The 18,345-nt window shown below is 68.3% G+C and carries 13 protein-coding genes and 1 tRNA gene; 6 read left to right on the top strand and 8 right to left on the bottom strand.

Annotation, left to right across the window (positions count from 1 at the left end; translation table 11 throughout):
* The first annotated feature begins 115 nt into the window (after window positions 1–115).
* Entirely contained in the window at window positions 116–3,541 is a 3,426-nt protein-coding gene (locus ACODSL_RS06315) for an indolepyruvate ferredoxin oxidoreductase family protein (RefSeq protein ID WP_488899812.1), read from the top strand.
* A 263-nt stretch (window positions 3,542–3,804) separates the two neighbouring features.
* Here the strand turns inward: ACODSL_RS06315 and ACODSL_RS06310 are convergent, their stop codons facing one another.
* Entirely contained in the window at window positions 3,805–4,563 is a 759-nt protein-coding gene (locus tag ACODSL_RS06310) for an acyl-homoserine-lactone synthase (RefSeq protein WP_488899811.1), read from the bottom strand.
* Window positions 4,564–4,620: 57 nt separating this feature from the next.
* The gene (locus tag ACODSL_RS06305) at window positions 4,621–5,901 is read right to left on the bottom strand and encodes a tetratricopeptide repeat protein (protein ID WP_488899810.1); all 1,281 of its coding nucleotides are present in this window, start codon (window positions 5,899–5,901) and stop codon (window positions 4,621–4,623) included.
* A gap of 66 nt (window positions 5,902–5,967) precedes the next feature.
* On the opposite strand from ACODSL_RS06305, the gene ACODSL_RS06300 reads away from it, so the two are divergent.
* Window positions 5,968–7,077, top strand: a complete 1,110-nt coding sequence (locus ACODSL_RS06300; RefSeq protein ID WP_488899809.1) for an NAD(P)/FAD-dependent oxidoreductase — start codon at window positions 5,968–5,970, stop codon at window positions 7,075–7,077.
* A gap of 120 nt (window positions 7,078–7,197) precedes the next feature.
* Here the strand turns inward: ACODSL_RS06300 and ACODSL_RS06295 are convergent, their stop codons facing one another.
* From ACODSL_RS06295 to ACODSL_RS06285, 3 genes are read right to left on the bottom strand one after another with little or no spacing between them, the layout of a single operon-like run.
* Complete coding sequence (locus ACODSL_RS06295; RefSeq protein ID WP_488899808.1) at window positions 7,198–8,421, bottom strand: PQQ-dependent sugar dehydrogenase; 1,224 nt, start codon at window positions 8,419–8,421, stop codon at window positions 7,198–7,200.
* A 12-nt stretch (window positions 8,422–8,433) separates the two neighbouring features.
* A complete protein-coding gene (asnB, locus tag ACODSL_RS06290) occupies window positions 8,434–10,176 on the bottom strand; it encodes an asparagine synthase (glutamine-hydrolyzing) (protein ID WP_488899807.1) in 1,743 nt (580 codons plus the stop codon).
* Window positions 10,176–11,204 (bottom strand): glycosyltransferase, encoded by a 1,029-nt coding sequence (locus ACODSL_RS06285; protein WP_488899806.1) that lies wholly within the window; start codon window positions 11,202–11,204, stop codon window positions 10,176–10,178. Before ACODSL_RS06285 ends, asnB begins: the two co-directional genes overlap by 1 nt.
* Before the next feature lie 123 nt (window positions 11,205–11,327).
* Here ACODSL_RS06285 and ACODSL_RS06280 point away from each other — a divergent pair.
* Window positions 11,328–11,404 (top strand) — tRNA-Met (locus ACODSL_RS06280).
* Window positions 11,405–11,427: 23 nt separating this feature from the next.
* Here the strand turns inward: ACODSL_RS06280 and ACODSL_RS06275 are convergent.
* Together ACODSL_RS06275 and ACODSL_RS06270 are read right to left on the bottom strand one after the other, a co-directional pair.
* A complete protein-coding gene (locus ACODSL_RS06275; protein ID WP_488899805.1) occupies window positions 11,428–12,936 on the bottom strand; it encodes a response regulator in 1,509 nt (502 codons plus the stop codon).
* Window positions 12,937–13,070: 134 nt separating this feature from the next.
* Window positions 13,071–15,923 (bottom strand): TonB-dependent receptor, encoded by a 2,853-nt coding sequence (locus ACODSL_RS06270; RefSeq protein ID WP_488899804.1) that lies wholly within the window; start codon window positions 15,921–15,923, stop codon window positions 13,071–13,073.
* Window positions 15,924–16,300: 377 nt separating this feature from the next.
* On the opposite strand from ACODSL_RS06270, the gene queC reads away from it, so the two are divergent.
* Genes queC through ACODSL_RS06255 form a run of 3 tightly spaced genes read left to right on the top strand, consistent with a single transcriptional unit; the run spans window position 16,301 to window position 18,088 of the window.
* Window positions 16,301–17,035, top strand: coding sequence for a 7-cyano-7-deazaguanine synthase QueC (gene queC / locus ACODSL_RS06265; RefSeq protein WP_488899803.1), 735 nt, complete (start codon window positions 16,301–16,303; stop codon window positions 17,033–17,035).
* The gene (queE, locus tag ACODSL_RS06260; protein ID WP_488899802.1) at window positions 17,032–17,664 is read left to right on the top strand and encodes a 7-carboxy-7-deazaguanine synthase; all 633 of its coding nucleotides are present in this window, start codon (window positions 17,032–17,034) and stop codon (window positions 17,662–17,664) included. Before queC ends, queE begins: the two co-directional genes overlap by 4 nt.
* 55 nt (window positions 17,665–17,719) lie before the next feature.
* On the top strand, window positions 17,720–18,088 hold the full coding sequence (locus tag ACODSL_RS06255; RefSeq protein WP_488899801.1) for a 6-pyruvoyl trahydropterin synthase family protein: 369 nt from the start codon (window positions 17,720–17,722) through the stop codon (window positions 18,086–18,088).
* Window positions 18,089–18,093: 5 nt separating this feature from the next.
* Here the strand turns inward: ACODSL_RS06255 and ACODSL_RS06250 are convergent, their stop codons facing one another.
* A complete protein-coding gene (locus ACODSL_RS06250; RefSeq protein ID WP_488899800.1) occupies window positions 18,094–18,306 on the bottom strand; it encodes a hypothetical protein in 213 nt (70 codons plus the stop codon).
* Window positions 18,307–18,345 lie beyond the last annotated feature (39 nt).

Raw genomic sequence — 18,345 nt, 5'->3', positions numbered from 1 at the left:
GCGCCCTGATCGTGCCGAACTGCACAGTGAAAGGGGCACGGCTTTGGCAAGCAATTTCGCTGTGCTTATATGATCTTGCAAGCCGAACCGACCCCGCCACAGGAAAGATTTTTCAATGCGCCACGACAATGTGACGCTAGACGACAAATATCTGCTCGAAAACGGTCGTGCGTTCATAACCGGCGTGCAGGCATTGATCCGTGTCATGCTCGATCGTCGACGCCTCGATTTGCGCGACGGGCTGAACACCGCGGGGTTCGTTTCCGGCTATCGCGGCTCGCCGCTCGGCGGGCTGGACCAGCAGGCCGGGCGCGCCGGCAAGCTGCTCAGAAGCCATGAGATCGTCTTCAAGGAAGGCCTCAACGAGGACCTCGCCGCGACGGCCGTCTGGGGCAGCCAGCAGGCCAACCTGTTCCCTGGCGCGAAGTTCGATGGCGTCAGCGCCATGTGGTACGGCAAGGCCCCCGGCGTCGACCGGACCGGCGACGTGTTCAAGCACGCCAACTTCGCCGGCACCACGCCCAAAGGCGGCGTCATCGCCGTGGCCGGCGACGACCACAACTGCAAGTCCTCCACCCTGCCGTCGCAGTCGGAATACGCCTTCCAGGACTTCGAGATGCCGGTGCTCTCGCCGGCTGACGTCCAGGAAGTGCTCGACTACGGCCTGCTCGGTCTCTCGATGTCGCGCTTCAGCGGCCTGTGGGTCGGGCTGATCGCGCTGGCCGACACGATGGACAGCGGCGTGACGATCGACGTCTCGCTCGATCGCCACAAACACGTTGTTCCCGACAACTTCGCCCTGCCGCCCGGCGGCCTGCACATCCGGCTGAAGGACCAGCCGATGGACAAGGAGCAGCGGCTCCGCAACTACCGCATCCCGGCCGCCCTGGCCTTCGCCCGCGCCAACGGCATCGACCGGGTCGCCCTGGCGGCCCCGCGGCCGCGTCTGGGCATCGTCTGCTCGGGCCAGGCCTACAAGGACGTGCTGGAAGCCTTCCAGGCCATGGACCTCGGCCTCGACGAAGCCGCCGCCCTCGGCGTCTCGATCTACAAGGTCGGCATGCCCTGGCCGCTGGAGCCGCAGGGCCTGCGCGCCTTCGCCGCCGGCCTCGAGACCCTGATGTGCATCGAGCACAAGCGGCCGCTGATCGAGGATCAGGCCCGCGCCGTCCTCTATGACCTGCCGGCCCACGCCAGGCCCAGGATCATCGGCAAGAAGGATGAGAACGGCCGGCCGCTGATGGAGCAGACCGGCTCCCTGACCGTCGCGGCCATCGCGCTCGACCTCTACAACTACCTGCCGGACGGGCCGCACCGCGAGCGGGCCCAGGCCTATCTCGACAAGGTCTCGGCCGCCTCGATGGCCGCCGTCACCCTGGCCAGCGACCAGCAGCGCAAGCCGTTCTTCTGCTCCGGATGCCCGCACAACACCTCGACCCGCCTGCCGGAAGGAAGTCGCGCCCTGGCCGGCATCGGCTGCCACTATATGGCCAGCTTCAACGACCCCTCGACCGACCTGAACACCCACATGGGCGGCGAAGGTCTGACCTGGGTCGGCGCCGCGCCGTTCACCAGCGAAAAGCACGTCTTCCAGAACCTCGGCGACGGCACCTACAACCACTCCGGCTCGCTGGCGATCCGGGCGGCGATCGCGGCCGGGGCCAACATTACCTACAAGCTGCTGTTCAATGACGCGGTGGCCATGACCGGCGGCCAGGCGGCCGAAAGTGGCTTCACCCCGGCCCAGATCACCCGCCAGCTCGCCAGCGAGGGCGTCACCAGGACCGTCATCGTCGTCGACGAGGTCGAGCGCTACGCCGCCGTCACCGACCTGGCGCCCAATGTCGAGATCTTCCCGCGCTCGGACCTGATGAAGGTCCAGCGCATGCTGCGCGACACGACCGGCGTGACGGTGCTGCTCTACGACCAGACCTGCGCCACCGAGAAGCGCCGTCGTCGCAAACGCGGCACGATGGAGAAGGCGCCGCGCCGCGTCTTCATCAACCCGCTGGTCTGCGAAGGCTGCGGCGACTGTTCGGTGAAATCCAACTGCGTCTCGGTCGAGCCGCTGAACACCGAGTTCGGCCGCAAGCGCAAGATCAACCAGTCGACCTGTAACCAGGACTACAGCTGCGTCGACGGCTTCTGCCCGTCATTCATCACGCTCGAGGGCGCGCAGAACGCCACGCGGGAGAAGATGGCGGCCCTGACCGCCGACGCCACCCCGCTGCCCGAGTTCGAGCCGCTGACCGGGGTGCGCCGCATCCTGTTCACCGGCATCGGCGGCACCGGCGTGACCACGGTCGCCTCGATCCTGGCCATGGCCGCCCACGTCGACGGCCGCGCCGCCAGCGTGGTCGACATGACCGGCCTGGCCCAGAAGGGCGGCTCGGTGTTCAGCCACGTCAAGATCGGCGAGCGCGAGGACACCGTGGTCGGCGGCCGCGTGCCGGCGGCCTCGACCGACGTGCTGATCGCCTGCGACCTGCTGGTGGCCGCCAGTCCGGAAGGCCTGGCGCTGTTCTCGAAGAAGACCACCCGCGCCTTCGGCAACGCCGACTTCTCGCCGACGGCCGACTTCGTCACCAACCGCGACGTGCGCTTCGACACCGGCGGCATGGCCCGCAAGATCGCGGCCGCGACGAAGAGCTATGACGCCTGCCCCTCGCAGGCCCTCGCCGAGCACAAGCTGGGCGACGGCATCTACGCCAACATGATCATGCTGGGCTTCACCTGGCAGAAGGGCGTGATCCCGATCTCCAGCCGCGCCATCTACCGGGCGATCAAGCTCAACGGCGTCGACTACGAGTCCAACCTCCAGGCCTTCGAGGTCGGTCGCAAGGCGGCCATGGATCCCGACTTCAAGGGGCAGCCTGAAGACGCGGTGGCCACGCCCGAGACGATGGCGCTGGACGATCTGGTCGCGAAGCGTACGGCCGAACTGACGGCCTATCAGAACGCGGCCTACGCCGACCGCTATGCGAAGCGGATAGCCCAGGTGAAGGCCGCCGAGACCGCCCAATCAGGCAAGGATGGGGGCGGCGAGGCCCTGACGCGGGCTGTGGCGGTCAACCTCTACAAGCTGATGGCCTACAAGGACGAGTACGAGGTCGCGCGGCTCTACACCGATGGCCGGTTCGCCTCCGAACTGGCCGGCACCTTCAAGGGCGGCAAGGTCAAGGTGTGGATGAGCCCGCCGCTGATCGCCCCGAAGGACGCCGACGGCCGGCCGAAGAAGATCGCCCTGGGCGGCTGGATGATCGACCTGGTCTTCCCGGTCCTGACCCGGCTCAAGGGCCTGCGCGGTGGTCCTCTGGACATCTTCGGCATGACTGAAGAGCGCAGGATGGAGCGGGGTCTGATCGTGTCCTACGAGGCCCAGCTGGACCGGATCCTCGGCGGTCTGACGGCCGAACGCCTGCCCCTCGCCGCCCGCATCGCCGCCGTCCCGCAGCAGATTCGCGGCTACGGGCACATCAAGGAAGCGGCGGTAAAGGTCGCCAAGGCGGACGAAACGGCGCTCTGGGCCGAGTGGGGTTAGGCGGAGCGGGGACATGTACCGAAGGTACGTGTCCCCTAAACGAACCGCCGCTGAATCTCGATTGGGGGACACGTACCTGCGGTACATGTCCCTGGCTTCAGACCTTCCTCTCCCTGAGGGAGAGGTGGCCCGGCGGAGCCGGGTCGGAGAGGGATGAACGGCTGACAGACGGGATCGCGCGGGATCATCCAGCACCGGCGTCTCCCTCTCCACCATGCTCCGCATGGTCCCCCTCTCCCTCCGGGAGAGGAAAGATGCGTCAGCTACCCCAACCGTCCCCGCCAGTAGGCCTCCGCCATCTCGTCCGGCCGCAGGTGTGTCCGCTCCAGTGGCGTGAACCCCGCCGGCGGAACCCAGTCGGCGCTGATCGGGTCAACCCGCAGCACGTCAGCGTAGAGTCTGGGCGGGTCCCCCGGATCGTCGGCCCACCAGATCGCCGGCCCCGTCTGGCCGCGCGCGCGGCGCAGGTTGCGGCTGGCCAGCGCCGTGGCGTGAGCCATCACCCCGACAAGCACCCCGTCCCGCGTCCGCTGCGGCAGGCCCAGCGGCTCGGGATGGCCGCCCCAGGCCAGCATCGCCTGGGCCAGCTTCAGCTCCATGATCGTCAGCGCCCCGCGCCCGCCGACGATCCGCTGCAGCTCGGCGGCGGCGACCAGCAGCTCGCTGATCACCGGGCTGAGCAGGTCCTTCAGCGCCGCGTGCGACCGCGCGAACAGCCGGCTCATCTCGAGAAAGTCCTCGCCGATCGGCGGGGCGTCGGCGAACAGCTCGGGCAGGATTTCGCCGGCCAGGGTCGATGCGGCCCCGCCGTTGAACCGCGCACCGCCCAGCACCCGGTCGCCGTCCACGGCCAGCAGATAGGCGGCGTCCGCCCGGTCCCAGGGATCAGTCTCCCGCCCGTCAGGCCGACGCAGCTCCTCCCACCCCTTGAGGTCGACGAACACCTCGTGGCGAATGCGGAACATGTCGTCCATCAGCGCCGGGAAGGCGTCCCGGTTGGCGGCGTTGAGCAGCAGGATCAAGGGCCAGTCTCCCAGCCCACCCTTCCGTGTCGATCCCGCGAAAACAACTATAGGATGTTAATCAAGTACGCGCAACCGGGAAGCTGCGCGGTCGGCCTCCAGCGCCGCGACCAGTCCCGACTCGCCCGCCCGTCGCGCCGCCTCGACCAGCGTCAGGTCGATGACATCGCGCTGGGCGTGGCTGCCGCCGAAGCGATGGGCCACGTCGCGCACCGGCTGCAATGCCGCCAGCGCCCCTTGCCAGTCGCCCTCGCCGAATGCCGCCAGCCCGCGCACCACGGGCTCGCCGATCTCGACGAAGGCTGCATTGTCGCCGCCGGCGGCGATCGCCCGCGCCTGGGCCTCGCGCAGGGCGCCGATCGCATCGGTCCGGCCGGCGCCGACAAAGGCCATGGCCGCATGGGCGTCGTTGAAAGCGTAGAGGCTCTCGGCGACGGCCGGTTCCCATCGCCCGGCAAGCTCGCTCCAGCGATCGCCGACGTCCACGCCCATCAGATGCAGCCGCCACAGCAGGGCCGAGGCGTCGACCATGTCGTAGGCCAGCTCCGACCGGGCGCCCCGGATGGGGTCATCATAGAGCGCGAGCACCGCGTCGGTGTCGCCGAGTCCCAGATGGAACAGCGCCAGATGCCACCAGTTGTGCACCTGGAAGTAGCTGTCGCCGGTCCAGCGCGAGAGGTCCTCACGCATCCAGGCGACGCCCTCCTCGCGGCGGTTCTGCATCTCCATCACATGGGCAACGGCGTGCTGGGCCCAGCCATTGCGCGGCTCCAGCTCAATCGCCCGCCGTCCGGTCGCCTCGGCGGCGGCATAGTGGCCGGTCTCCTCAAGCCCGAAGGCGTGAAGGCCGAGCACCGCGTGATAGCCCGGCATGTCCGGGGTCCAGTGGGGCAGGGCGGCCCCGATCCGGTCCCTCAGCATGCGCGAGTCGCCGCGCAGGAAATCGAGCAGCTGGCCGATCTGCAGCGCCAGGGCGTCGCGCGGCCAGGCCGCCGAAACGTCCGCCAGCACCTGCGCCGCCGCCGCGATCTCGCCTCGCGCCATATGGCCCAGCGCCGTGACATGGCCGGTCTCCCGGTCGTTGGCCGCAAGGCCGAGGGCCGCCGCGTGATGCTCCAGCGCGATCGGCAGCGTCGCCGCATCCGTGCCCGCCGCATGCAGGTAGCCAAGGAACACCCGCGCCATGACGAAGTCCGGACTGTCGGCCAGCGCCGCCCGCAGACCCCGCACCGGCTCGCCGATGAAGCATTGGTGCCCGGCCAGGACCGTCTCGTAGTGCTCAAGCGCCGCGGCGCTGGCGCCCGTGGGGCGCTGTCCGGTCGCGATATCGAAGGCCATGATCTGCTCGCTGCGTCGTGAAATCGTAGCTTGGCCTGACCGCCCGCCCTGGTCTACGCCTTGGACATGAGCGAGTTCGACTTTGACGTCCTGGTGGTCGGCGCCGGCGCCGTGGGCCTGGCCACCGGCTATGCCCTCGGCAAGCGCGGCCTGTCCGTGGTGGTGCTGGAGAAGGAAAAGATCATCGGCCAGGGCGTGTCCTCGCGCAATTCCGAGGTCATCCACGCGGGCCTCTACTATCCGACCGGCTCGCTCAAGGCCCGCCTCTGCGTGCAGGGCCGGCGGCTGCTCTACGCCTTCCTCGACAAGCACCACGTCGACTACCGCAAGTGCGGCAAGCTGGTGGTGGCCAATGGCGCGGCCGAGGTCGAGCGGCTGGACGCCATCCTCGAACAGGCCCGCATCAACGACGTCGAGGGCATGGCGCGCCTCTCGGGCGAAGACGCGATGGCCATGGAGCCAGGCCTTCGCTGCGATATGGCGCTGCTGTCACCCGAGAGCGGCGTGTTCGACAGCCACGGCTACATGACCGCCCTGGTCGGCGAGATCGAGGCGCATGGCGGCGCGGTGGTGGTCGCCACGCCGTTCGAGGGCGCGACGCCCCTGCCGGGCGGCGGCTTCTCCGTGCGGGCCGGCGGAGAGTCGCCGACGACCCTCACCGTCCGCAAGCTGGTCACGGCCGCGGGACTTGGCGCCCAGGCCGTCGCGGCGCTGATCGAGGGCTTTCCGGCCGACCGGATCCCCCCTCGCCATTTCGGCAAGGGGGTCTACTTCCGTCTCGCCGGCAAGGCGCCGTTCGAGCATCTGATCTACCCGCCGCCGATCCACGGCGCGCTCGGCACCCACTACCGCAAGGACCTCGGCGGCCAGGCGGTGTTCGGACCCGATCTCGAGTTCGTCGAAACCGAGGACTATTCGGTCGATCCGTCCAAGGCGGCCGTCTTCGCCGCCTATATCCGCAAGTTCTGGCCGGCCGTGCCCGAGGATCACCTGTCCCCCGACTACGCCGGCCTGCGTCCCAAGATCCACGGCCCGGACGAACCCCAGCCGGACTTCCGGCTGGACACCGACGCCGTCCACGGCATCCCCGACCTGCTGGCGATGTTCGGCATCGAGAGCCCGGGCCTGACGAGTTCGCTGGCCATCGGGGAAGAGGTTTCTTCCCTTCTCCCATAGGGAGAAGGAGGGACCCACGTCGCAGACGTGGGAGGTTGAGGGGTTAAGCCCTCACCGCCGTAACCCCTCACCCTCCCGTCGCTACGCGTCGGGCCCCTCCCTCTCCCTGCGGGAGAGGGGCTAGGATTTCGGGACCAGCCTCAGCACCTTCCCGTCGCTGTCGTCGGTCGCCACGTACACGGCCCCGTCCGGACCCACGCGCACGTCGCGGATGCGCTGCTTCAGGTCCTGCAGCAGCCATTCCTCACCGATGACATGGTCGCCCTTCAGCTTCAGCCGGACCAGCTTCTTGCTGCTCAGGCCGCCGATGAACAAGCTGCCCTTCCAGGCCGGGAACAGGGACGCGTCATAGAAGGCCATGCCCGACGGTGCGATCACCGGGTCCCAGTAGTAGACCGGCTGCTCCATACCGGCCTTCGCCGTGATGCCCTCGCCGATCAGCTGGCCCGAGTATTCCTCGCCGTAGGTGATGGTCGGCCAGCCGTAGTCCTTGCCGGCCTGCGGAATGTTGATCTCGTCGCCGCCTTTGGCGCCGTGTTCCACGGTCCACAGCTTGCCGGTCCAGGGATTGATCGCCGCGGACAGCGGATTGCGATGGCCGATGGACCACAGCTCCGGCCGGGCGCCGGCGGTCTTCGCCCATGGATTGCCCCTGGGTATCGAGCCATCGGCATTGATCCGCACCACCTTGCCGAGATCGCCGTCCAGCCGCTGGGCCTGAACCCGGCCCGGCAGGATCGAGCGTTCGCCGCTGGTGACGAACAGGGTCCCGTCCGGCGCGAAGGCCAGCCGGCCGCCGAAGTGCTGCACGGACTCGAGCGTCGGGGTGACCCGCCAGATCACCGTGACGCCCTCGATCCGGGGCGCGGCGTCGTCGGCGACCAGCCTGCCGCGCGCCACTGCGGTTCCATTGCCACCCTCGCGAGGCTCCGAATAGCTCCAGTAGATCAGGCCGTCCTTGCCGAAGGTCGGCGACAGGGCGACGTCCAGCAACCCGCCCTGGCCGCGCGCATCGACCTTCGGCAGACCCTCGACGGGGGCCGACAGGGTTCCGTTCTTCGCTACGATGCGAAGTCGGCCGGGACGTTCCGTGACCAGCATCCTGCCATCGGGCAGCCAGGCCATGGCCCAGGGGTGGTCCAGGCCCGTGGCGACGGTCTGGACCTCGAAGGCGACGTTGGCGCTGACCAGCGGCGCGCGGGTCTGGCCGGGGAAGGCCGGGGTCTGGCCATCGGCGTTGGGCGGCCGGGTTTCCAGCGGCTGTCCGGGCGTTTGCGCGCCCGAGGACTGGCCCCCGCAGGCGGCGAGCAGCAGGGCGGCGAGGGCGAGCGGGGCAGGACGCATGGCTTTTGGCTCCTAGGGGCTGCCGAGCAAAGAGGCGAGGGCGGCTTCAGGTTCCGCACCTTCCAGGTGAATCCGCGACCACAGGGCGAAGAACATCAACGGCCAACGGTTGTGCGCCTGGGCCGGGTCGGTGAACACGGCGCGGACGGCCTGGACGTCGCAGGCCTCGGCCACGGCCTTCACGTCGGCGATGCGCGGGCCCAGATCCCCGGCGCGCGGCGCGATCCAGCTGGCCACGGGAACGGTGAAGCCCTTCTTCCTGGCCCAGGGCTCCGCCGCCGGGCAATGCCGCTCCAGCCACTTGCGCAGGATGTACTTCCCGTACCTGCCCTGGATCTTCATCCCGTCCGGCAGGTTGAACGCGAATGCCGCGACTTCCCGATCGAGGAACGGCGTGCGGCCTTCAAGGCCATGGGCCATCAGCATCCGGTCGAGCTTCAGCAGCAGGTCATTGGGCAGCCAGGTGGCGATGTCGGCATACTGGGCGCGTTGGAGAGGGGTGAGGCCCGGGGGTGATTTGGCCCGTTGCCGCCAGCGAGCGAGGGCAAACCGCCCGCCAACCTTCAGGAACGGGGCGTCGATCTGCGGTTCCGCCGGACGCCCGCCGAGCCAGACCGGCCTCTGCGCGCGACGATAGCGGCCGTAGCCGCCGAACAGCTCGTCGCCCCCCTCACCGGACAGAACCACCGTAAGCGTTCCCCGGGCCGCCTCCGCCAGCTTGTAGGTCGGCAAGGTGGCGTAGTCGGACGTTGGCTCGTCCAGCGCCCAGGCCGCCTGGGGCGCAATGCGCCAGAAATCCTCCTCGCCAAAGGTTGTCTCGCGCCAGTCGAGGTTCAGCGCGCGCGCGACCCTCTCGGCGGCGCCGCGCTCATCGCGAGCCCCGGGTGCGTCGAAACCGCAGGTGAAGGCGGTCACCGGCCTTTCATTCAGCCGGGCCATCAGGGTGGCGATGGTCGTGCTGTCGATGCCGCCGGACAGAAACAGCCCGTAAGGCACGTCGGACCGCTGGTGGACGGTGACGCTGTCCTCCAGCACGGCGTCGAGCCTGTCGAGGAGCGCGTCCTCGTCCGCGGGCAGGGGCTTGGCGGGACTTCGGCGCCAGCCGAGAATCGCCTCTTCGCGATCACCGTCCAGAACCTGGGCCCGCTCGCCCGGCTCAACCGTCTCGACGCCACGATAGGCCGTCAGCGGCCGGATATTGCCTGGCAACACATACCCGAGGCTCAACAGCTCCTCGATCGCTTCCGGCTGGGGCAGGGGCTTCAGGCCGGGAAGCAGGGCGCGGGGCTCGGAGGCGAAGGCAATGGACTCACCGTCGCGTCGAATCGACAGCGGCTTGATCCCGAACCCGTCCCTGACCAGCCACGTCCGCCCGTCACAGCCGATCAGGCAGAAGGCGTACATGCCCCGCAGGCGCTCGAAGGCCTTCTCGCCCTCCTGGGCATAGAGGTGCAGCAGCGGTTCGAAGTCCGAGCCCGTCGCCAGCTTGTCCTTCAGCTGGAATTCCTCGGCCAGCTCCAGGTAGTTGTAGATCTCGCCGTTGCCGATGATCGTCGAGCCGGCGGCGTGCAGGGGCTGCCAGCCGCCCTCCAGATCGATGATCGACAGCCGCGCGTGGGCCACGCACCATCCGGGGCCGCTCTCGACGCGGATGCCGTTCGGACCGCGATGGGCGATACGCTCGATCATCGCCCGCACGTCCTTCTCGGCCTGGACCGGGTCGGTGACGCCGAGAATCCCCGCGATGCCGCACATCAGCCTTCGCCCAGCCGCGCGAACAGATGCCGCCACTCGTCGACCACCGCGGCCTCGGCGAACTCGGCCTCGACCCGGGCGTGACCGTTCTGGATCAGCTTGATGCGCAGCATGGGGTCGGTCAGCACGGCCCGGGTGCGGTCGGCGAGCGCCTCGGCGTCATCGATCGGGATCAGCAGTCCGTCCTGCCCGTCGCGGATCAGCGCGCCGGGGCCCTGGCTGTTGGCGGCGACGACCGGCAGGCCGTGCGCCCAAGCCTGGATGACCACATTGCCCAGCGGTTCGAACCGCGAGGGGAAGACGCAGACGTCGGCGGCCCGGTAGATAGCCGCCGCGTCCTGCCGCCAGCCGAGGAACCGCACCCGGTCGGCGACGCCGAGCGCGATCGCCATGGCCTTCAGCTTGTCCTCCAGCCCGCCGGCCCCGGCGATCCACAGCCAGGCGTCAGGAATCCGGGTCAGCGCCTTCAGGCTGACGTCGTGCGCCTTGGCGTCGTGCAGCCGGCCCATGCCGAGCAGCAGCGGAACGCCCTCGGGCGTGTCCAGCGAGGCGCGGGTGACCGGCGCGACATCCTCGGGTCCGCCGGCGAAATTGGGAATGTAGCTGACCTGCGTCGCGGGCCAGCCCTGGGCGATGACCCAGTCGACGATGTCCCGGGTATTGCCGACCAGATGGTCGAAGCCGCGATAGTATTTCAGGCTGTAGTAGCCACCGAGCCGGCCGATCCGCTTCCACGGCCCGGCCGGCGTGTGGCGGGCGGCGCGGTTCATCCAGGCGACCATGACCCTGATGTCCATCCGGCGGCCGAAAGCGGCGACACCCGGACGGGTCAGGAAATCGAGCGGGCCGCCGAACCCGAAGCCGTTGGTGATCACGCCGGCGGCGGACAGGGCGTCTGTGCGGGCAGCGTGACGACGGATCGCGCAGGCCTCCGCGACCCCCGCGCGATGCAGGGCCGTGACGAGGTCGACGAAATAGGTCTCGGCGCCGCCGTCGCCGCCGGACCCGAGCAGATGGAGCACGCTCATGTGGGCGCGACCCTATCCGGACAGAGGCGGTTTCCCAAGCCGCATGACGCGCTCTTGAAGCGGAACCGATGCGCCCGTATAAGGCCGCCTCTCGCGCTCGCGGATTGATTTGCCGTCGCGTGTGGCTGGGTAGCTCAGATGGTTAGAGCGGTGGATTCATAACCCACAGGTCGGCGGTTCGATCCCGCCCCCAGCTACCATTTTTCTCTGGTAATTTATGGACTTAGGCCGCAGCCGACTGGGCGTCGGCCGCATCGAGCGCGCCTTGCAGCGCCGCCAGCATGCGCTCGGCCTTGATCGGCTTTTCGACTACATCGTTCATGCCGGCCTCGAGATAACCGCGGACGTCCTCGGGATCGGCGTTGGCGGTTAGGGCGATGATCGGCGTGCGGGCCACCGGGCCGGGCAGGGCGCGAATGGCCCTGGTGGCGGCGACGCCGTCCATGCGCGGCATCTTGATGTCCATCAGGATCAGGTCGAACCGCCGGGCCTGCACCGCGTCGAGCGCCTCGAGGCCGTCAACGGCCTGCTCGGAGGTGCAGTCGAACATCTCGCACAGCGCCTCGGCCACCATCCGGTTGGTGGCGTTGTCATCGACAATCAGGATGTGGGCGGCGTGGGTCGGCGCGTCGGCGTCGGCCGTCGTCGCCGGATCGGCCGCCTTGGCGGTGCGAACGATGAGCTCGAACATCACCGTCACGCCGGCGCCGGGGTTTGATTCAGCGTGGATCAGGCCGCCGGCGCTGGTGGTGATGCGGCTGGCCAGCGCCATGCCGAGGCTGACGGACAGGTCTTCCGACGGACTGGCGCCCTCCGGGACCGGGTCGAAGATGTGCGCCAGGCGCTGCGGCGAAACCTCGCTGCCGCCATCGCGGACCCGCCCCTCGAGGATCAGGCCGTCGGCGGTCGGACGAACCTTGAGGCTCGCCTCGATGGCGCCCCGGCGGGTTTCGTTCAGCGCACCGTAGATGAGGGCGTCGAACACCTGAAGCAGGCGCGCCTCATCGATCTGCGCGGCGTCCTCGGGATCACCGTCATAGGCGGTCAGCAGGGTCACGCCGCTGGCGGCGGCGCGAGCCTTCCACCGGGCGTCCACGGTGTCCATGAACGGCTGCAGCTGACAGGGGTGGGGATTGAACGACAGCACGCCCAGATCGGCCTCGTGGAGGTCGGCGGCGCGATGCATCAGGGCGGTCAGTTCCTCGCCGGTTTCGCCGATGGCCCGCACGCAGGCCTGGGCGTCCGGCGACAGGTTCTGGCGCGCGAGCCGGGCGGTGAAGTCGGCGACTCCATCGAGGTGACGCAGGATTTCGCCGCTCAGGCGCTGGACGAGCGTGGCCGCGGTGCTGCCGGGTGTCGTGTCGCGCGCTCTGGGCGCGGCCAGCAGCGTCGCCGGGGTTCCTGTCCCGACAAACTGACCATCACGGACAACGATGAAGCCGCGAACGATGGAGTCGGGGCGGGTCGCCAACAGCTGCTCACGGAAGGCCCTGGCGGTCATGCCGGCTTCGGCGATGACCGGGGCGGCGTCCATGACGCCGTCGATCAGCCGGGCGGCGTCGGGCTGGGACAGAACGACATCACGTGAAATCAGGCCGACCGGCTGTGCGCCGTCGACGACCCCAAGGACCATGGCGTCCGGCTCGGCCGCGAACCGGGCCGCGGCGGCGGCGCAGGTCGACCCGGCCGGCATCGGCGCGCGTTGGTCGGAAATGTCGAAAAGGGTGTCCATGAGCCGCACGCGAAGATCAAAGCGACCTTCACCCTGACAGAATGCGCTTGAAGAGAGGTTAAGCGCCGTGCGGACAAAGAAAAACGGCGGGGATTTGCATCCCCGCCGTTTCCAGTCTTCAGAGGCCTTGCGGCTTAGAAGTTCTTGGTGACCGCCACACCGTAGGTGCGGGGCTCAAGGAAGAAGCCGTTCCGGAACAGACCCGACGAGTCGTCGGTCAGGTAGGTGTCCGTGAGGGGCGAGTCGTCCAGCAGGTTCTTGCCGTAGACTTCAACCGACCAGCCGGCTTCGTAGTTGGCGACGGTGAACGTGGCGTTCACGTTCTGCCAGCTGTCGAGACGGTCCGGCACGGAGTTGTAGATCCGCGAGAAGGACGAGGTCTGCTTGTAGTAGTCGCCACGGATGGTCGCTTCCCAGCCGCCGCCGACTTCCCAGTTGTACTGGGCGCCGAGGGACAGGGTGTAGTGCGGCGCGTTGGGCAGTTCCTTGCCCTTCAGGTCGACTTCGACACCGTCGCTGATCAGACCGCCGAAGGCGTTCGTGCCAACCGCGACCGGGCCGCCCGCGAAGAGCGGGGTGCCGGCCGTGGCCGTCGTGGCCGGCGTACAGGCGCCGAGCAGGTTGAACACCGAGGCGGGTGTGTTCGAGTTGGCCAGGATGAAGGCGGCGTTGGCCGTGGTGACGACACAGTTGGCGGCGCTGCTGGCCTTGATCAGGGTCAGGAGCGGGTTGCCCTGGGTCCGGTTGAACGTGTCGATCGACGAGCCGCCCGTGATTTCGGTCTGCAGGTAGCCGATGTTTGCGTTCAGGCGGAGGCCGTCAAGCGGCGACCAGACCGTTTCCAGTTCCAGGCCCTTGATCTTCGCGTCGATGTTTTCGTTCACCGACGTGCGGTTCACGATCTTCGACACCTGGTAGCCCTGGTAGTCGTACTTGAAGCCCGTGAAGTTCAGCACCATGGCGCCGCCCAGCAGGGTGTTCTTCGTACCCAGTTCCAGCGAGTTGACGAATTCCGGCTCGAAGGTCGGGGCCGGGCAACCCACGGTGGCAGTACAGGCGGCGTTCATGCCGCCCGCCTTGTAGCCGCGCGAGTAGAACAGGTAGATCAGGGTTTCGTCGGTGAAGCTGACGTCCGGCTTCCAGTCGGCGCCGATACGGCCCGTCAGTTCCTTGAAGTCGGCCGTCAGGGAAGGCGTCGTGGCGCTGAGCGGGATGCCCGGGCCGCCGGCGACGAACAGGGCCACCGGACGGTTTTCCTGAACCTTCATGTCATGGGTGTAGCGCAGGCCGCCCGTGATCTTGAAGTTGTCGAACAGCTGCCAGTAGACCTCACCGAAGGCCGCGCGGGACTTCAGGTGATAGGCGCCGGTGTTGTCGTAGTAGTTGCGGCCGGTGCGGGTCGGATTCGCGTTCGGATCGATATAGCAAGGCGTCGCGCTCGAGCAGGGCAGAAGCGTGGCGAAGGCCGGATAGGCATTCTCGACCTGGGTCGCGGCGGTGAGGGTGTTCCCCATCACGTAGTAGTCACCGTCCGACTTGAAGTCGATGTAGATGGCGCCGACGTTGAAGTTGAACGCACCGTCGAAGTTCGATTGAACGCGCAGTTCCTGCGACCAGTTTTCGCTTTCACCGCCCGAGATGTCGAAGGTGCTGAAGCGGGTCTGGGTGCCGAGCTGCGGATCGACGACGCTGCCGGTGGCGGCGGCGGTCGGGTTGAACAGCGCGGCGTAGGTCGCGGCGTAACCCGGCAGGGCGCCGTAGGCGTTGATCGGGTTCGGCGTCGCGTTGAACTGCGAGGTCGGAACGATCCGGTTGTAGTCCTGGCGGGTGAACAGGCTGTTCTTGCTGTAGCCCGTCAGCGCCGTCAGTTGCAGGTCGTCGGTCATGTCCCAGGCGATCTGGAACTGAACGATGTCGGTCTTGGCCTGGTAGATCGGGTCAGCGGCCGACTGGATGTTGCGGATATCCGGATCCTGCATCTGGCCGGCGAAGGCGTCGCCGGTCGTGAAGCCGTACAGGGTGCCGAACAGGCCGCCCAGGGTGGCCTGGCTGTTCGGGGTGCCGAGGATGCCCGGATCAGTGACCGAGCGGGCCAGACAGCCCTGGCTGAAGAAGCCGCGCTGGATCTGGGCGACAGGGCCGGCGCCGCCGGCGTTCAGCGACTGGCCGCCGACGGCCGTGGCCGGACCGGGGTCCTTCACGCAGAGCTGCTTGCCGATACGCGAGCGGGCGTCGTCTTCCTCGAAGTGGTCCCACATCAGGAAGGTGCGGAACGAGTCGGTCGGGTTGAACGCCAGGGTCGCGCGGACGTCCCACAGATCGCGGTCGTCGACGTCGTTGCCGGTGGTCAGGTTGGTGCCGTAGCCGTCCCGCTTCAGCAGGTTGCCGGCCACGCGAAGGGCGAGCGTGTCGCCGATCGGCAGGTTGATCATGCCGCGGATCTTCTTGGAGCCGAAGTTGCCGGCTTCAACGCGAACCAGGGCGTCGAAATCGTCGGTCGGCTTGGCGGAGATCAGGTTGACCACGCCGCCGGTGGCGTTGCGGCCGTACAGCGTGCCCTGCGGGCCGCGCAGCACTTCCACGCGCTCAACGTCGAAGAATTCCGACTCGAACAGGTTGTTGGCGGTGAGGGGGGCGTTGTTCAGGTGGATACCGGTGCCGGCGTCGCCGGAGCCGGCGACCAGCTTGGAGCCGACGCCGCGGATCTGGAAGTTGTAGCCAGTGAAGTTCCCCTTGGAGAAGTTCACGTTCGGCACGGCCAGAACCAGGTTCGGACCGCCGTCGATCTTCGCCTTTTCGAGGCTTTCAGCGGAGAAGGCCGAGACGGCGATCGGCACGTCCTGGATCGCTTCTTCCTTCTTCTGAGCGGTCACGACGACCTCGCCGACCGTCGTGTCCTGGGCGAAAGCCGGAGCTGCCACGCCAATCATGGCGGCGGCGGAGACCCCGGCGATAAGAAGACTGCGCAGGCGCAGAGATTCGGACATTCGTAACCCTCCCCGGACGGCGCGACCTCTTCTAGGAGGTTCAGCGGCGTCGTGTTTCCTCATGTATCGCGCGATCAGTTACCGCCGGGGTCGCGCGACACATTCCCCCGCAGCTTCCCCGAATTGCATACGGGCCAAGGGCTTGTGTCAACGGGCGCCGTGACGTAACCGCCGTCAAGTTGCCGCTTTTCACCTTGGTGTTGCAGGGCCGCCGCGCCTTGTAACACTTGGGAAACGACTTCTTCTCGTCATGCGGGAGCCCGGAAGGCGGAAACCGGCCGGGATGCGGCGGGCGACCGTTTCGGCGACCGCCCCTCTCGTGTAGGGAAGGCGCTCGTCTCCCCCCTGTTTTCGACACCGTCCGCGAAGCGCCGTCCATGACCTCCTCACCCTCGTCCTCCGACGGCGCGCTGATCCTGTTCTCGGGCGGACAGGACTCGGCGGTCTGCCTCGCATGGGCCCTGTCACGCTATGAACGGGTCGAGACGGTCGGCTTCGACTACGGCCAGCGCCACATCGTTGAAATGCAAGCGCGGCAACGGGTCCGGGCCGGTCTGATCGCCCGCTTTCCGGACTGGGCGAGCCGCCTGGGCGAGGATCACGTGCTGGATCTGCGCGGCTTCGGCGCTGTCGCGGAGTCGGCCCTGACGGCCGATCGGGCGATCGAGATGACCGCCCGGGGCTTGCCGTCGACCTTCGTCCCCGGCCGCAATCTGGTGTTCCTCGTTTACGCGGCAGCCCTGGGGGACCGTCGCGGTCTCACCGCCCTGGTCGGCGGCATGTGCGAGACGGACTACTCCGGCTATCCCGACTGCCGCCGCGACACGATCGACGCGATGCAGACCGCGCTAAATCTGGGGATGGAACGGCAATTCCGCGTCGAAACGCCGCTGATGCGGCTGACCAAGGCGGAAACCTGGCGTCTCGGCGCCGCGCTCGGCGGCGAATCGCTGGTCGAGCTGATCCTCGAGGACAGCCACACCTGCTATCGCGGCGAGCGCGGCGAGCGGCATGACTGGGGCTACGGCTGCGGCCAGTGCCCCGCCTGTGAACTGCGCGCGGCGGGCTGGGACGCGTGGGTCGCGGACGGCCGGCCGGCGACAGCCCCATGACCTACAGCGTCAAGGAGATCTTCCTCACGCTCCAGGGCGAGGGCGGCCAGGCCGGCCGCGCGGCGGTGTTCTGCCGCTTCGCCGGCTGCAACCTGTGGACCGGCCGCGAGCAGGATCGTGCGAAGGCCGTTTGCACCTTCTGCGACACCGATTTCGTCGGAACCGACGGGGAGGGCGGCGGCAAGTTCGTCACGCCGGACGCGCTGGCTGACGCCGTGGAGGCCGCCTGGACCGGGCCGGCCGACAACCGGCTGGTCGTCTGCACGGGTGGCGAGCCGTTGTTGCAGCTCGATGCGCCGCTGATCGACGCCCTGCACGCGCGGGGCTTCATGATCGCGGTGGAGACCAACGGCACGCTGGCCGCGCCGGCCGGAATCGACTGGATCTGCGTCAGCCCGAAAGCCGACGCCCCGGTGGTGCAGACCTCCGGCCAGGAACTGAAGCTGGTCTATCCCCAGCCCGGCGTGGATCCGGCGCGCTTCGCCGACCTCGATTTCGAGCGGTTTTTCCTCCAGCCGATGGACTCGGTGGACCAGGCGGCCAACACCGCGGCGGCGGTCGCCTATTGCCTTTCCCACCCCCGTTGGCGTTTAAGCGTCCAGACACACAAGTATCTCGGCCTGCCCTGACGGATAGGGACCGCATCCTGCGGACCTGAAGCCTCCCAGGCCACCTCAAGAAGACATGACCGACGCCATCTTCGAAATCACGAAGGCCGCCACCTTCGATGCCGCCCATTTCATTGAAGAGGGCGCGCCCGATCACCGCTACCGCCGGCTTCACGGCCATTCGTTCCGCGTGGAAGCCAGTGTGCGGGGCGCTGCCGCGGCCGCCGGCTGGGTCGTCGATCTCGACGGCCTGGACAAGGCGCTGAAGGCGGTTGCGATCGAGCTCGATCACGGGCTGCTGAATGACAAGCCGGGTCTGGAAGCGCCGACGCTCGAGCGGCTGTGTCTCTATTTCGCCGAGCGACTGCGTCCGGACTTCCCGGGGCTGTCGCGGGTCGTGGTCTCGCGTCCGACGATCAACGAGAGCTGCGCCCTGGCGCTCTGATCCGGTCAGCGATTGCGCGTCTTCTTCCCGTCCTTCTTGTCGCCGCCGGGGATGGCTGCGCCGACGACCGCCCCGCCGACCTTGGCGGTGGTGACCACGGCGGCGGCGCCCACGCCCACGACAGCGCCCGCGGTCGCGCCGACAACGGTCGCCACGCACCCCTGAAGGCCGAAGGCGAGCAGGACGATCAGGACAGGGCAGGCCTTGCGCGGGGACATGGTCGGGTTCCGGTGAGACACCCTGCCTAGCGGCCAATC

This window comes from Caulobacter sp. FG121, from assembly GCF_057809815.1.
This window is presented reverse-complemented; position numbering and strand designations above follow the sequence as displayed.

What these genes read in the sequence shown, in the direction of transcription:
- ACODSL_RS06285 (WP_488899806.1), bottom strand. Translation starts at nt 11,204, where the DNA reads ATGAGCGTGCTCCATCTGCTCGGGTCCGGCGGCGACGGCGGCGCCGAG.
- queE (WP_488899802.1), top strand. Translation starts at nt 17,032, where the DNA reads ATGACCTACAGCGTCAAGGAGATCTTCCTCACGCTCCAGGGCGAGGGC.
- queC (WP_488899803.1), top strand. Translation starts at nt 16,301, where the DNA reads ATGACCTCCTCACCCTCGTCCTCCGACGGCGCGCTGATCCTGTTCTCG.
- ACODSL_RS06270 (WP_488899804.1), bottom strand. Translation starts at nt 15,923, where the DNA reads ATGTCCGAATCTCTGCGCCTGCGCAGTCTTCTTATCGCCGGGGTCTCC.
- ACODSL_RS06315 (WP_488899812.1), top strand. Translation starts at nt 116, where the DNA reads ATGCGCCACGACAATGTGACGCTAGACGACAAATATCTGCTCGAAAAC.
- ACODSL_RS06305 (WP_488899810.1), bottom strand. Translation starts at nt 5,901, where the DNA reads ATGGCCTTCGATATCGCGACCGGACAGCGCCCCACGGGCGCCAGCGCC.
- asnB (WP_488899807.1), bottom strand. Translation starts at nt 10,176, where the DNA reads ATGTGCGGCATCGCGGGGATTCTCGGCGTCACCGACCCGGTCCAGGCC.
- ACODSL_RS06275 (WP_488899805.1), bottom strand. Translation starts at nt 12,936, where the DNA reads ATGGACACCCTTTTCGACATTTCCGACCAACGCGCGCCGATGCCGGCC.
- ACODSL_RS06255 (WP_488899801.1), top strand. Translation starts at nt 17,720, where the DNA reads ATGACCGACGCCATCTTCGAAATCACGAAGGCCGCCACCTTCGATGCC.
- ACODSL_RS06300 (WP_488899809.1), top strand. Translation starts at nt 5,968, where the DNA reads ATGAGCGAGTTCGACTTTGACGTCCTGGTGGTCGGCGCCGGCGCCGTG.
- ACODSL_RS06295 (WP_488899808.1), bottom strand. Translation starts at nt 8,421, where the DNA reads ATGCGTCCTGCCCCGCTCGCCCTCGCCGCCCTGCTGCTCGCCGCCTGC.
- ACODSL_RS06250 (WP_488899800.1), bottom strand. Translation starts at nt 18,306, where the DNA reads ATGTCCCCGCGCAAGGCCTGCCCTGTCCTGATCGTCCTGCTCGCCTTC.